This is a genomic window from Bacteroides sp. 41_26, from assembly GCF_949740115.1.
Taxonomy (GTDB): domain Bacteria; phylum Bacteroidota; class Bacteroidia; order Bacteroidales; family Bacteroidaceae; genus Bacteroides; species Bacteroides nordii.
The window spans coordinates 1-15,597 of sequence record NZ_CATJGZ010000064.1; the positions used below are offsets into that span (position 1 = coordinate 1).

Annotated in this window: 11 protein-coding genes; 6 read left to right on the forward strand and 5 right to left on the reverse strand. The window is 40.8% G+C overall.

Features of this window, described 5'->3' with window-relative positions; translation table 11 throughout:
* The 5 genes from QX565_RS07930 to QX565_RS07950 all read left to right on the forward strand — a co-directional run.
* The coding region (locus QX565_RS07930; protein WP_289292335.1) for an electron transfer flavoprotein subunit beta/FixA family protein at positions 1-847 on the forward strand (847 nt) is incomplete at its 5' end.
* 69 nt (positions 848-916) lie between these two features.
* Entirely contained in the window at positions 917-1,936 is a 1,020-nt protein-coding gene (locus QX565_RS07935; RefSeq protein WP_002560946.1) for an electron transfer flavoprotein subunit alpha/FixB family protein, read from the forward strand.
* A gap of 17 nt (positions 1,937-1,953) precedes the next feature.
* Positions 1,954-2,784 carry an energy transducer TonB gene (locus QX565_RS07940; protein WP_289292337.1) on the forward strand — a complete coding sequence of 277 codons (831 nt, stop codon included), beginning with the start codon at positions 1,954-1,956 and terminating at the stop codon, positions 2,782-2,784.
* Between the two features lie 122 nt (positions 2,785-2,906).
* Positions 2,907-4,613 carry an acyl-CoA dehydrogenase family protein gene (locus QX565_RS07945; protein WP_221650793.1) on the forward strand — a complete coding sequence of 569 codons (1,707 nt, stop codon included), beginning with the start codon at positions 2,907-2,909 and terminating at the stop codon, positions 4,611-4,613.
* 296 nt (positions 4,614-4,909) lie between these two features.
* Positions 4,910-6,307: a rhomboid family intramembrane serine protease gene (locus QX565_RS07950; RefSeq protein ID WP_289292340.1), complete on the forward strand. Its 1,398-nt coding sequence runs from the start codon at positions 4,910-4,912 to the stop codon at positions 6,305-6,307.
* A gap of 109 nt (positions 6,308-6,416) precedes the next feature.
* Here the strand turns inward: QX565_RS07950 and QX565_RS07955 are convergent, their stop codons facing one another.
* From QX565_RS07955 to QX565_RS07965, 3 genes are all read right to left on the reverse strand, one after another.
* Entirely contained in the window at positions 6,417-6,731 is a 315-nt protein-coding gene (locus QX565_RS07955) for a chaperone modulator CbpM (RefSeq protein WP_221650792.1), read from the reverse strand.
* 14 nt (positions 6,732-6,745) lie between these two features.
* Complete coding sequence (locus tag QX565_RS07960) at positions 6,746-7,684, reverse strand: DnaJ C-terminal domain-containing protein (protein ID WP_002560941.1); 939 nt, start codon at positions 7,682-7,684, stop codon at positions 6,746-6,748.
* A 101-nt stretch (positions 7,685-7,785) separates the two neighbouring features.
* Positions 7,786-9,405 (reverse strand): PAS domain-containing sensor histidine kinase, encoded by a 1,620-nt coding sequence (locus tag QX565_RS07965; protein ID WP_289292345.1) that lies wholly within the window; start codon positions 9,403-9,405, stop codon positions 7,786-7,788.
* A gap of 366 nt (positions 9,406-9,771) precedes the next feature.
* Between QX565_RS07965 and QX565_RS07970 the strand changes: the two genes are divergently transcribed.
* A complete protein-coding gene (locus QX565_RS07970; protein WP_289292346.1) occupies positions 9,772-12,267 on the forward strand; it encodes a bifunctional glycoside hydrolase family 9 protein/polysaccharide deacetylase in 2,496 nt (831 codons plus the stop codon).
* A 411-nt stretch (positions 12,268-12,678) separates the two neighbouring features.
* On the opposite strand, the gene QX565_RS07975 is transcribed toward QX565_RS07970, so the two are convergent.
* Together QX565_RS07975 and QX565_RS07980 are read right to left on the reverse strand one after the other, a co-directional pair.
* Positions 12,679-13,692 (reverse strand): threonine aldolase family protein, encoded by a 1,014-nt coding sequence (locus QX565_RS07975; RefSeq protein WP_289292347.1) that lies wholly within the window; start codon positions 13,690-13,692, stop codon positions 12,679-12,681.
* 146 nt (positions 13,693-13,838) lie between these two features.
* Complete coding sequence (locus QX565_RS07980) at positions 13,839-15,560, reverse strand: family 20 glycosylhydrolase (RefSeq protein WP_289292349.1); 1,722 nt, start codon at positions 15,558-15,560, stop codon at positions 13,839-13,841.
* Positions 15,561-15,597 lie beyond the last annotated feature (37 nt).

The following is a 15,597-nucleotide window of genomic DNA, read 5'->3' on the forward strand; positions in this document are numbered from 1 at the left end:
AAAACAAGTTCCCGACACACGTAACGTTGGGAAAGATGCCATGAAAGCCGACGGAACTATTAACCGTGCGGCACTCCCTGCCATCTTCAACCCCGAAGATCTGAATGCTCTTGAGCAAGCTCTCCGATTGAAAGATGCCCATCCAGGCTCAACCGTTACCATCCTTACCATGGGACCGGGCCGTGCAGCCGATATTATTCGTGAAGGACTTTTCCGTGGTGCCGATAACGGTTATTTGTTGACTGACCGTGCTTTTGCCGGTGCCGATACATTGGCTACATCGTACGCTTTGGCTACAGCCATCAAGAAAATAGGTAAGTGTGACATCATCATCGGCGGTCGCCAGGCCATCGACGGGGATACTGCACAAGTAGGACCACAAGTAGCAGAGAAGTTAGGTCTGACCCAGATCACATATGCCGAAGAAATCCTGAAAGTAGCTGACGGACACATTACTGTGAAACGTCATATTGACGGAGGTATCGAAACTGTAGAAGGTCCGTTACCCATTGTGATCACTGTAAACGGAAGTGCAGCTCCCTGCCGTCCACGCAATGCGAAACTCGTACAGAAGTACAAACACGCTAAAACTGTTACTGAAAAGCAACAGGGTAATCTGGATTACACCGACCTGTATGACAACCGTGACTACCTGAATTTAGCAGAATGGAGTGTAGCCGATGTGAACGGAGATCTTGCACAGTGCGGTCTTAGCGGTTCACCTACAAAAGTTAAGTCCATCCAGAACATTGTGTTCCAGGCAAAAGAGAGTAAAACCATCAGTGGCAGTGACCATGATGTAGAGAATCTGATTGTTGAACTGTTAGCTAACCATACCATTGGCTAAGGAGTATGAATACAGTAATAGCATTCCTATGCTTACTACTATATTCTAACTACTAACTACTTAAAAGATATGAATAACTTATTTGTATATTGCGAAATAGAAGAAGGTATCGTCGCAGACGTAAGCCTCGAACTTCTGACCAAAGGCCGCTCGTTAGCTAACGAATTGAATTGCGCACTCGAAGCTGTAGTTGCCGGAACCGGTCTCAAAGATATTGAAAAACAAATCCTGCCATACGGAGTAGATAAACTCCACATATTTGATGGTAAAGGACTTTACCCTTATACTTCCCTCCCACATACCTCTATCCTGGTAAATCTGTTTAAAGAAGAGCAGCCGCAAATCTGCCTGATGGGTGCTACCGTTATCGGTCGTGACCTTGGTCCGCGTGTATCTTCTGCACTGACCAGCGGACTTACTGCTGATTGTACTTCACTTGAAATCGGTGACCATGAGGATAAGAAAGAAGGAAAGACTTACAAAAACCTGTTGTATCAGATTCGTCCGGCTTTTGGTGGTAACATTGTAGCTACAATTGTGAATCCGGAACACCGTCCGCAAATGGCTACCGTTCGCGAAGGTGTGATGAAAAAAGCAATTCTTTCTGCTGATTACAAAGGAGAAGTAATCCGTCATGACGTAAAAAAATACGTTGCCGATACGGATTATGTAGTAAAAGTGATTGAACGTCACGTAGAAAAAGCTAAAAACAATCTGAAAGGTTCGCCCATCATCATCGCCGGTGGCTATGGAGTAGGTTCTAAAGAGAACTTCAACTTATTGTTCGATCTTGCAAAAGTATTGAATGCTGAGGTAGGTGCCAGCCGTGCTGCAGTAGACGCAGGTTTTATCGATCACGACCGTCAAATTGGTCAGACCGGTGTGACAGTCCGTCCAAAACTTTACATCGCTTGCGGTATCTCCGGACAAATCCAGCACATTGCCGGTATGCAGGAAAGCGGTATTATTATCTCTATCAATAACGATCCGGAAGCTCCGATCAATACGATTGCCGATTATGTAATCAACGGTTCTATCGAAGAGGTTGTGCCGAAGATGATAAAGTATTATAAACAAAATTCCAAATAACCAAAAACAGGGGTAATATGAAAGGTGTATTTCTGACTATCATAGCAGTACTACTATTTACAGGTAGCAGTACGCTTTCAGCCCAAAAAACAGTTTATGTGGATAAATACTTCCAATGGACTACCGATAAGGAGAAAGCTGTAGAATATGCAGTGATCTCCAAAGCTAAAAAGAAGCAAACAAAAGTAGAATTCTACACACTTGATGGCAGGCTTAAAGGAATAGGTCACTATTCTGCTTACACAAAAGAGCTGAAAAACAGAGTGAGAAACGGAGTCTGCACTTTTTTGTATGCCAATGGCAAAGACAGTCTGGTAAACATCTATAAGGAGAATCGTCTGGAAGGTCAAAGCATAGCTTATTATCCGGAAGGAAATACAAAACTGATTATTACTTACAAAGATGGAAAGATGGAAGGAAAATTGGTAGGATACTATCCGGATGGGAAGCTACGCAGAGAAGAATCATATCTGAACGACAAATGTACAGATGGAAAGCTTCTGGCTGCCGACGGCAGTGAATTACCGTTTGAGCCTTACTTTGTAGCACCGGAATTTCCCGGAGGTATAGATGCACTGGCCAAACTGTTAAAGGACAACTTAGCGTACCCGCTTGATGCTGTCAGAGCCAAAACAGAGGGAAGAGTTATTCTCCGGATTGTGATTGACGAAAAGGGGCATATGACGGCTCCCCGATTAATTTCGGGTGTCGATTCTTTGCTTGACAAAGAAGCAATGCGCATTGTCGAAGCTATCGGCCGTACTCATACATGGACTCCCGGCAAGATAGATGGAGAAGCAAAACGCATCAGCTATACATTACCGATTAATTTTCATTTACCTTCATAAATTGGAATTTAGAATCTGGTAGTTAGTAGCCAGAATCTTTTCGGCATAGCAATACTGGTAGCTGCATCGATTTAAACTACTAAATACTTACTACTAATTACTTATTATAAATTATTATTAAAATGGCCAATTTTTATTTAGATACTCCCGAATTAAAACATCATCTCAGCCATCCGCTGATGAAGAGAATTGTTGAGCTAAAAGAGCGTAATTACGCTGATAAAGATAATTTCGACTATGCTCCGATAGATTTTGAAGATGCAATGGACAGCTATGACAAAGTGCTGGAAATTGTAGGTGAAATCTGTGGCGACGTCATTGCTCCCAATGCCGAAAACGTTGATCACGAAGGCCCGGTATGTGCCAATAACCGTGTAACGTATGCCAGTGGTACAGCAGCCAATCTGGAAGCCTGCCGTAAAGCGGGATTGATGGGTATGGCTATGCCACGCCGTTTCGGTGGACTGAATTTCCCGATTACTCCGTACATCATGGCTGCCGATATCGTAAGCCGCAGTGATGCCGGTTTCGAGAATCTTTGGGGATTGCAGGATTGTGCTGAAACGATCTATGAATTTGCAAACGAAGATCAGAAGAAACGTTATATCACCCGTGTCTGCGAAGGTGAAACCATGTCTATGGACCTGACTGAACCGGATGCCGGTTCCGACCTGCAGGCTGTAATGTTAAAAGCAACCTACAGCGAAAAAGACCAATGCTGGTATCTGAACGGTGTAAAACGTTTTATCACCAACGGTGATTCCGATATCCACCTCGTATTGGCTCGCTCGGAAGAGGGAACACATGATGGTCGTGGTTTATCCATGTTCATCTATGACAAACGTAATGGTGGAGTGAATGTTCGCCGTATTGAAAACAAGATGGGTATCAAAGGATCTCCTACCTGCGAACTTGTATACAAAAATGCTAAGGCTGAACTTTGTGGTGACCGCAAATTAGGTCTTATCAAATACGTAATGGCACTGATGAACGGTGCACGTTTGGGTATCGCTGCTCAGTCTGTAGGAATCTCACAAGCTGCTTACAATGAAGCGCTGGCTTATGCACAGGACCGCAAACAATTTGGTAAAGCAATTATCGAATTCCCTGCCGTAGCCGAAATCCTTTCATTGATGAAAGCCAAACTGGACGCTTCACGTACACTATTATACGAGACTGCCCGCTTCGTTGACGTTTACAAGGCATTGGACGATATAGCCAAAGAACGTAAACTGACTCCGGAAGAACGTGCTGAGCAAAAGACTTTTGCTAAACTGGCAGACGCCTTCACACCACTGGGCAAAGGTATGGGTAGTGAATTTGCCAATCAGAATGCTTATGACTGTATCCAGATACATGGGGGATCGGGCTTTATGAAAGATTATGCCTGCGAACGTATTTATCGTGATGCACGTATCACTTCTATCTATGAAGGAACTACTCAATTGCAGGTAGTAGCCGCTATCCGTTACGTTACTACAGGTGCCTACCTCAATCGTATCAAAGAGTATGAGAATATGCCGGTAGCTCCCGAAATGGAAGGTTTGCACAACCGCCTGAAAACAATGGCAAGTAAATATGCCGCTTGTGTTGCTCAGATTACAGAGGCTAAAGATCAGGAGTTGCTCGACTTCTGTGCACGTCGTCTGGTAGAAATGGCTGCTCACATCATTATGGGACACTTGCTCGTACAGGATGCTTCAAAGAATGCCGAACTTTTCGGAACATCTGCACAAGTATATGTACGTTATGCTGAAAGTGAAGTAGAAAAGCATATTAACTTTATTCGTAAATTCGATAAAGACGATTTGGCTTACTACAGAAAATAAACAGCAATCAAATTAAGAATAAGGAAGGTGTGTCAAAAGTCTGAGAAAGCTATCAATATGTAACTTTAGAAACGCAGATTAACACAAATGACCGCGGATTTAATTTAATCTTTGCGTAAATTAGCGTTAATCTGCGTTTTAATGATGGTTAATTTTACTTTATTGACACACCCTCCTTTTTATACCCAACCTGCCCTACCATAAAAGTAATAAATATATCACTTCCATAATCTTTACTTTTCAGGTTTATTCCGTATTTTTGCGTAATAATAATTAACTCCACACATCACATAGCAATGAATTTTGACCAACAAGAAGAACAACTGATTCAATCCGACGACGTCAACGAAGAAAAGAAAGAACGAAATTCAATGTTTCTCCCACACAAAGGTTTTATAGCTACTCCCATTCTACTGGGTATTAATGTGCTTGTTTTTATTCTTATGACTCTCTCCGGTGTCAACCTGTTTGAACCTAAAACTCTTGAACTACTACAATGGGGAGCCGATTTCGGACCACTTACACTAACCGGCAGCTGGTGGCGTACACTTACTTGCAATTTTATACATATAGGCATCGTTCATATTCTGATGAATATGTATGCGTTGGTTTACATCGGTGTGCTGCTCGAACCGATACTCGGAACACGACGTATGTTTGCCGCTTACTTATTAACAGGACTTTGCTCCGCAGTGTCCAGCCTCTTCTGGCATGCCGAAACAATAAGTGCCGGAGCCTCCGGAGCGATATTCGGTCTATATGGAATATTTCTGGCATTTCTTTGTTTCCATCATATAGAGAAAGCACAACGTAATGCATTACTTTCAAGTATATTGATTTTCGTTGGTTACAATCTGATATATGGATTAAAAGAAGGTATAGATAATGCCGCCCATATAGGAGGATTAATCAGTGGATTCATTTTAGGTTTCGTCTATGTAATGGCACTCAATGAAAAGAAACCAGAGTTACAAAAAGGCTATACGATGGGAGGAGAAGCCGGAATCTTATTGATATACCTTATAGGACTTCTGGCCCTCAGTAAAAATGTTCCCTCCGACTATCAGGATATGCGTCACGAATGGGATAGCGGACTCGTACAAGCCTATCTTGCCGGTGAACCCAATGAATCGGAGGAGTATGAAAATCAGAAAGAACACCCCATAAGCAAACCTATCACCACCAAAGATCAACTACCACCTTACACTCCTTTTACCGCTTCAGATACGTGGTTAAACTTCAGCAGTGAAAAGACAGGCATACAGCTCCGTTATCCTTCCAACTGGCAGACGGCAGAAACTACCCGCCAGGGCGATAAAACAATAGTACTTCAACAACGTTGGACCAATGCTGCCAATCACCTTATAATCACTGTTTCACAATACGATACAGACGAAATATACGAATACAATAAAAAATTATCTCTCAGTATTCCACGAAATGCCCAAAATGAGCCATCAGAAAATTATAAGCGTAGTACACTTACAATCAATGGTTTGAATTTCATAAAAACTGACAATATGCAGCATTTCGGTGCACCCAACGAAGAAGGTTATGAAATACTGCAAACTGTTCTTTATTATTTCTCTCCTGAAAAGAAAACAATATATGCGTTCGTTATGATGATTAATGATGAAGCTGCCCAACAGGATTTAGACGATATGCTTGAAAACGTTCAGTTTACACACTCATAAAAATGAGTTCCGGTTATATAAAGCAAAAGCTCCGTCTTATTTGAACGGAGCTTTTGCTTTATATAACCGGCAGAAATTTAGTCCATATTGAACTAATCGCCAATTTTCATTACCATTCTACTTCTTCCAGGCCATGCCTTCTATATACCAAAAGCTGGCTTTGAAGCGAATTGATTTCTTTACGCATACTCTCCATCCTTTCCAATAGATGATGAATGGCATCAATACCTTCCATATTGATAGACAGGTCATAATACATACGACTGTAACGTTCCACTTCCGGAAGCTGTGATGCAAGCAGATAGTGTTCACCACCTTCGATATGTACCTCAATCAATCCTCCCTCCTGCAATAACTCTATAAAGGAGGGCTCAATATGGCATTTGTGACAGTATTCACTGACTATAATTAATTCGGTCTGCATAGTGCTGATTTTTTTTAGTTCATACTCTGTAATTCCCGGAACAATTCTTTCTGCCTATCTGTCAGATTGGTAGGCACTTTGACATTATAGGTCACTATCAAATCGCCAAATTGTCCTTCCTTTTTATAAACAGGAAAACCTTTCCCCTTCAACCGTACCTTCGTACCATTCTGTGTTTCAGGTTTCACCTTTAGTTTCACTTTACTGTTCAGTGTATCAACCTCCTGTTCACCTCCCAATACAGCCGTATAAAGATTCAGCGGAACATCGATATAAAGATCATCGCCTAAACGTTTGAACACAGAATCTTCAGGAATCACAAACGTGATATACAAATCTCCGGCAGGCCCACCATTAACGCCTTCACCACCATACCCTTTCAGTTTGATAACCTGTCCATTGGCTACACCAGCAGGAATAGTGATACGTACATTCTTACCATTCACCGTCAATACCTGTTTATGAGTCTCTGCAGCGTCACGAAGAGAGAGATGAAGTTCTGCGTTAAAATCTTGCCCACGGAATCCCGCACTACTACGGCCGCCTCTACCACGCCCGCCAAACATGGACTCAAAGAAATCAGAGAACCCTTCCCCTCCTGTTCCGGAAAATCCCTGACCATCCGATGAATACCAATACGCATTATCATCACCTCCTCCAAAGCCGGAGAATCCACCACTGCCACCAGCCTGTTGCCGAGCACGTTTCTGAGCTTCAAATTCATCAGCATGCTTCCAGTGTTCACCGTATTCATCGTATTTCTTACGCTTCTCCGGGTCACTCAACACCTCATTTGCCTCATTGATCTCCTGAAACTTATCCTTTGCACCTGGATTGTTTGGGTTCAAATCCGGATGATACTGGCGGGCTAACTTACGAAAAGCCTTCTTAATATCACTTTGAGAAGCACTTTTGTCTACTCCAAGAATTTTATAATAATCTATATAAGCCATGCTTTTATATATTTAAACGTTCTACTACTTTAAACGTTTACAAATAACACGCCAACACAGCATTTGGATTCATTTTTTAATAAATCTTCAGACTCTACTCTTTATGAAACAAAAATAACCGAAATACGAAACCAGAAACAGGCTCCCTCTCCTTCTTTAGAATCAACGCCAATAGCCCCTCCTAAACGTTCTACAATGACCCGACAAATTGCCAGTCCCAGTCCGGTTCCTTTCACAAAAGCATTTAGTTTCACAAAACGTTCAAAAACCTGCTCCAGTTTATCCGCAGCAATACCCATACCGGTATCTTTACAAAAGAAATATATTTCATCCTTTGCTTCACTTATACGGTATCCGATAGAGATGCTACCCCGTTCAGTGAACTTCATAGCATTACTCATTAAGTTAATCATCACCTGAGACAAACGTACCCTGTCTGTATTAATCACACAAGCAGGTGCTTTCTCTATAAAAGAGATCTGCACTTCCGGAGAGTGATCTTTCTGCTCCATCTGATGGCATATATTACCCATTAGTTCATTGACGTCAGTAACGGAATAGGAAAAATCCATTGTACCTGCTTCAATTTTCGATAGATCCAGAATATCATCAATAAGTTGCAGTAACAGTTCGTTGTTTGCAATAATAATCTTCATATACTCCTGTTTCTCTACCGGATCATCTACCTGGCAAATCATATCAGAGAACCCCACAATCGCATTAAGAGGAGTACGTATTTCATGACTCATATTAGCCAGAAAAGCGGATTTTAACCTATTAGATTCCTCTGCTTTATCTTTCGCCTCCCGCAAGTCTTGTTCTATCTTCAGCTTTTCTGTAATATCTTCAAAACGCAATAATCCGCCTATCACCTCTTTTCCCCCCGTAGCATATACAGGAGTAGCCGTCACTTCAAAATCAACCTTATCGATGCGAATGGTATGACGAACAATTATCCCCTGTTCTATGGCCTCCTTAAATGCACAATGTTCACAAGGCTTATCTCTCAGGGCACTGGTTTGATAACAAATTAATCCCGGAGTATAATGTCTACCCGATACCAAACTCTTAATATGCGTTGTCTCCTCCCACTGCACTCTATAAGTTTTATCAATATAGATCAGTCCAAAATCAATACTCTTTAGTGCAAGGCTCTGCTTTTTAATCGCTTCTTCTAACTCTTCTTTAGCTGCAGTAATCTCCCTTTCATATTTTTTCAACTGACTGACGTCCCAACGAGCTACTAACAACCATTTACCTAATGTTTCCCAGGAAAGAATCGATTTCATTACAATTGTGTCATGTATTACACCATCTGTAGTTGAATACCGCTCTTCAGACCGATAAGGTTTTCCTATTCTGACTAACTCTTCATCAATGCTCCGATAATGTCGCCCTCTCTCCTCCCCATAAATATCATAATCATTGTGCCCTATCGCTTTCTCACGTTTTATCCCCGATTGTACCTCCGATTCTTTATTCCAATAAGCATAACAAAACTCATTCTGGATATCTTTTACCATGATAGGAAAAGGAAGGTTATCTAATATATCAGACAGAAAATGACGATAATCCCTGTTTCTTGTAACAATTTTCTTCAAATGATGAAGTCGGTACAATAAATAAAATATGATCATAAATAATATAACCAATAAAACGAAAAGCCATAAATAACTGTTTATAAGTCCATTGCCAGGGACTAATAGTAGATTGTTTGCCATAAGTTTGTACCTTGATATTTAAAAGGGTAAATATATAAATAAGTTTAGAAAAAACGCTAATATTTAATCTCTTCTTTTGTGGACATCTTAAAATTTACATCCTTTAAACCAACAATTAAACGAAGTACCAACCTCCTTATTATTACAATAATAATTGTTTTTTAGTATATCTCAATTTACACTTTTATCCTATTTATGTTCATAAATTACCTCAAAATCCAACGCGTACTTAATTCTAAAAATAAACCAACGACACTAAACAGTTATTAATAAATTAAAGAATTTGTCTCTAAAATTAAATTAATATACTTTATTTGTATCATACAACTTAACGCATCTTTAACCTTAAGCAAATATTCCCCCAATATGCAGCGAAAACATTGGATATCTATTGTTGTATTCACTCTCTGCGCCATTACCGTACGGGCAGACGAATGGATTCGGATCAACCAGCTTGGCTATCTGCCTGAATCAAAAAAAGTAGCAGTACTCCTAAGTGAAGAAGATAGCAGTGTAAAAGAGTGTTCACTTATCGATCTCTTCACTGGAAAAACTGTATCTACATTTACATCCATCCAGCCAACAGGTGCACTTGGGAGTATGAAAAGTACATTTCGACTAGATTTCAGTGATTTTAATCATCCCGGTACCTATTATCTAAAAGCCGGTAATACCCGGTCTCCTTATTTCCCGATAAATAATCAGGTATACAATGGAACAGCCGATTTTTTACTTAACTATATGCGCCAGCAACGTTGTGGTTATAATCCATACCTAAAAGACAGTTGCCATATGGATGACGGATATATCATCTGCCATCCAACTAAAGACGGAACAAAAATTGATGTACACGGAGGTTGGCATGATGCAGCCGATTATCTTCAATATACTACTACTTCAGCCAATGCCATTTATCAAATGATGTTTGCTTATCAACAAAATCCGGAAGCATTTAGTGATTATTACGATGCGAACGGACACCGAGGAGCTAATGGAATTCCTGATATTGTAGACGAGATAAAATGGGGACTCGACTGGCTAAACAGAATGAATCCGACTACCGGAGAAATGTACAACCAAATTGCCGATGATCGTGACCATGCCAGTATGCGATTGCCCAATCATGACAAGGTGGACTATGGATATGGCCCCGGAAAAGGAAGACCGGTTTATTTCTGTAGTGGTGAAAAACAGGTGCGCGGTGAATTTATGAATGCAACAACAGGCATAGCCAGCACTGCCGGAAAATTTGCTTCTTGCTTTGCATTAGGTGCCCGAATTTTAAAAGACTTTTATCTGGAATTTGCTCAGGAGATTGAAAAGAAAGCCGATGCCGCCTATGAAGAAGGCATCAAAAAGCCAGGAGTCTGCCAGACTGCCTCTGTCCGTTCGCCCTATATCTACGAAGAAGATAACTGGACAGACGACATGGAGCTGGCAGCTATTGAATTATATAAATCAACCCAAAACAATAGATACCTGCAACAAGCTATAGAATATGGACGACGTGAACCGGTGACTCCCTGGATGGGAGCAGACAGCGCCAGACATTATCAATGGTATCCATTTATGAACATGGGGCATTACTGGCTGGCAAAAACTGAAAACAACACACGATTGAATGAAGAATTCATCCGTAATATGCGTACCGGACTTCAACGTACTTATGAAAAAGCCCGGCAAAATCCATTCCTATACGGTATCCCTGCTATCTGGTGTTCCAATAATCTTACTACAGCCATGTTAACTCAATGCAGATTGTATAGAGAAGTTACCGGAGATTCTACATACGAGGAGATGGAAGCCTCTCTGCGCGACTGGCTATTTGGCTGTAATCCCTGGGGAAGCAGCATGATTGTAGAACTCCCTTTATATGGGGATTATCCTTCAGAGCCTCACTCTTCTTACTTTACCAACAACACAGGAAACGCTACTGGCGGACTTGTTGACGGTCCTGTTTATACCAACATATTCAACAGTTTGAGAGGAGTAAACATTTCCACCGGAGAAGCTTATCAACGCTTCCAACCAGGCACAATGGTATATCATGACAGCACACACGACTATTCTACCAACGAACCGACAATGGATGGAACTGCCTGCCTGACCTATTATCTGTCTGCCCTTCAAAAAGAAGGAATGAGACAAGCCCAATCCGACAATGATAAAAACATCTATAGCGAAGGAGGTATTATACGTACTGACCCTTCTCAAAAGCAACTCACACTTATTTTTACAGCAGCCAATAAGGCAGATGGAGCTGATGCCATCATTCGTATATTGAATAAACAGAAAATACAAGGAGCTTTCTTTTTCACCGGTGAGTTTTTCGAACTTTACCCGCAAGTAGTACAAAAACTAAAAGCAGAAGGACATTACATCGGCAGTCATAGTTATGGACATTTACTATATAGCCCCTGGGAGAATCGGGATTCACTCCTCGTCACACGTGAGGAGTTTGAAAAAGATATGTTGAAAAGTTATGAAACACTCAGTGAAGCAGGAATTATGTACAAAGACGCCCCACTCTACATTCCTCCCTATGAATACTATAACAAAAAGATAGCAGCATGGGCAAAAGCCATGGGTATACAACTTATCAATTTCACTCCGGGAAGTGGCAGCAATGCAGATTATACTACCCCGGACATGAAAAATTACAAAAGCAGCAAAATGATTTATAAAAGAATCATGCAGTTAGAAAAAGAAGAAGGTCTAAATGGACATTTACTGCTAATACACCTTGGAACATCCGACTTGCGGACAGACAAATTCTACAATAATTACTTAGAAACAATGATAAAAGCTCTCAAGAAAAAAGGCTATAGATTTGTTCCCCTACGTACAGCAACAGGAATATAAACAAAGGTACAAAAGGTTAGTTTATTAGGTTATCATGAAAAAGGTTCGTACCTGTGAAGGCCCGAACCTTTGTTTTATAGTTTATCCGACAAATATGTAGTTATCAAAAAAGTAATTATCGATTTTTCTCAAGCAGAAATGTGAGAGAGAATATAAACGTTTATTCTGATGTAATCTATTGATTTATAACGAATATAAACCTCCTGTTTAAAGACAGACAAGAGTGTACACTTATCCGAGTGTTAATTGTACACTTTTGCCATACTATATTGTACATTCTTACCATGCTAAAGTGTACACTTATGCAAAGCAAGCCCAAAGGGTTAAAAAAACACATTAACAATATTAACAAACCGGTTATTTGTCAGACGAACCTGTTTTATTCTCTCCCCGCTCAAAAATAAATTATTATCAGATATTTAGCAGATGAATAAATTGGTCAATATCCTCTTCTGTTGTATCAAATGAGGTGACAAGGCGAATTTCATTATTCCCTTCATTCCAGAAATAGAAGAAATAGGATTGAAGCATCCTGTCTATTACCGGACGAGGCATCGTCAAAAACAATTGATTGCTCTGCATCTTTTGAGTAAAACAAACGCCTGGAAAATCTTTCAAAGCTTCATAAAGTTTACGAGCCATGGCATTGGCATGAGAAGCATTCTTCAGCCAAAGTTCATTCGTCAGATAAGCGGTAAACTGACAAGAGAGATAACGCATTTTTGAAGCTAATTGTGCCGACTGTTTCCGTACAAATCTTGCTTCCGCTTTTAATGTATCATCAAAGATAACAACGCACTCTCCCATCATCAAACCGTTTTTGGTTCCACCGAAACTAAGAACATCAATGCCACAATCTACCGTCAATGCTTTCAGAGAGAGATTGAGGGCAGCACAAGCATTTGCAATACGTGCACCATCCATATGAACGCGCATTCCATACTGATGTGCCAATGAGGTAATAGCTTTTAATTCTTCAGGTGTGTAAACAGTACCCAGTTCGGTACACTGAGAGAGATAAACGGCACCTGGCTGTGAGTGGTGCTGATCGCCAAAACCGTGAAGATAAGGAAGAATAAGTTCAGGGCTAAGTTTGCCATCCGGTGTAGCTACCGGGCGAATCTGACAACCGGTCATCTTTACCGGAGCACCACATTCATCTACATATATATGGGCTGTTTCAGCACAAAGAATTGAATGGTAAGGCTTTGTCATCAGTTGCAAAGCAACCACATTACTTCCCGTACCATTGAATACAAACAGAGGTTCACAATCGGCAGTAAAGGTTTCTTTAATTTTCCGGACCGCTTCTTCCGTCCATGGATCATCACCATAACCCAGTGCATGATTCCGGTTAGCCTGCATCAGTGCTTCCATCACAGCAGGATGCACACCGGAATTATTATCAGAGGCAAAACTTCTCATAGTCTTTTTGAATAAAATTTTCTGCAAAGGAATAAAATTATTCTCAGAAAAAGGATGCCTCTAAATAAAGATTTATAAAGAAAGAGCTACTTTTATCCCGATTGAAAAAAGTAGCTCTCTTTTATTATCCTAAAAACAACTCACACTCAATGTGTAAATGAAACCGGTAATTTCAACTCTTCACCTTTTTGTCCTATAATAAAACCTTTATTGTTCCACACACGGGGATACCCTCCGATATTATTATTAATAAACAACAGACGGAATGCATGTTTTCCTTGCTGCAAAGCAAGGGAAGTACGGCTATGAGAATGACGTATCAGCTTACCATCATTGCTCAATACAACTTTCCCGTCTACCTGAAGTTCATCCATTTCGGTTGACAGATAATAGACTCCATCACAGGGAACCTCAAAATATCCTGAATAACAAAATGCCCCTTTATCTTCCAAAACCGGTTTTAATTCGAAATCCGTCACTGTCTTAGACTCTTTCCATACAGCATTTTCTGTATCCTTTACATAATAAAAATCTCCATCGGCATGTGCCAACTGTATGCCGGGTTTCGTATCATCTTTGTATGCCGGAAGTAAATCTTCTTTCACTACTTCAATCACCCGGGTTCTGCTCATCTTGCCCGAAGGCAAAAGAGTAGCAATACGTATCACCTGATTAGTACTGACAATAATAGGGTCATTGTAAACTGTCGAGTGTATCGTTGGTTCACTTCCATCCAGCGTATAGACCATTGGCAGATTACGACTGTTTGAGAAACTCAGTGTATCTGTTCCGACAATAGCAACACGATCTGCCATCGGACCTTCCGGCAGTGGAATATGATAATTGATATGATGTTCATCCAGACGTACCAACTGATTATTTAACCTGCGTTCAAAAGAGGCATAATCCTTCTTTTCCAAAGGAGTCCAGGTCAGTTCGGCTACTGCCAGTATTCTGGGATAAAGCAGGTATTCGGTATAATCCGGAGTAGTTGCATATTCCGTCCACATATTACCCTGGGCGCCCAGAACATGAGAACGCAAATCTGCCGGTATTTTCTCCGAAGTAGGATTATAGTTATATGTCTTGCTCAATAGTGTTGTAAAATTAATCGCAATAGGTTCTACCTCAATATTGCCCTGTCCAAAATCAATATACAACCATTTGGCAGGAGTCATAATGACATCATGTCCCATGGAGGCGGCTTCTATTCCTCCCTCTTCTCCACGCCATGACATCACTGTGGCCGTAGGAGCCAAACCTCCTTCAAGAATCTCATCCCAGCCTATCATACTCTTTCCGTGTTCAAGAAGTACTTTCTCAATACGATGTACAAAATAACTTTGTAGTCCATGTGCATCTTTCAACTTCTCATCCCGTATGCGTTTCTGACATTTCGGACAAGCATTCCATTTCACTTTCGGACATTCATCTCCTCCGATATGGAAGTATTTCCCCGGAAACAAAGGAATGACCTCTTCCAATACATCTTCAAGAAATTTAAAGGTCTGTTCATTACCCGCACAATACACATTTTCCTCTACTCCCCATTTGTTTCTAAGCTGAAAAGGACCTCCGGTACAGGACAACTCCGGATAAGCAGTCAAAGCAGCCAAGGCATGCCCCGGCAACTCTACTTCCGGGATAACAGTAATAAACCGCTCGGCAGCATAAGCCACTACCTCTTTTATTTGTTCCTGTGTATAGTAGCCTTGATGAATGGTACCATCGGCATTGTGACGGATAGAACCTATTTCAGTCAGTTTTGGATATTTCTTTATTTCAATCGTCCACAAATGATCATTCGTAAGGTGCCAATGGAAACGATTTATCTTAAACATTGCCATCACGTCCAATTGCTTTTTCACAAAATCCACATCATGAAAGTGCCGGCTAACATCAAGC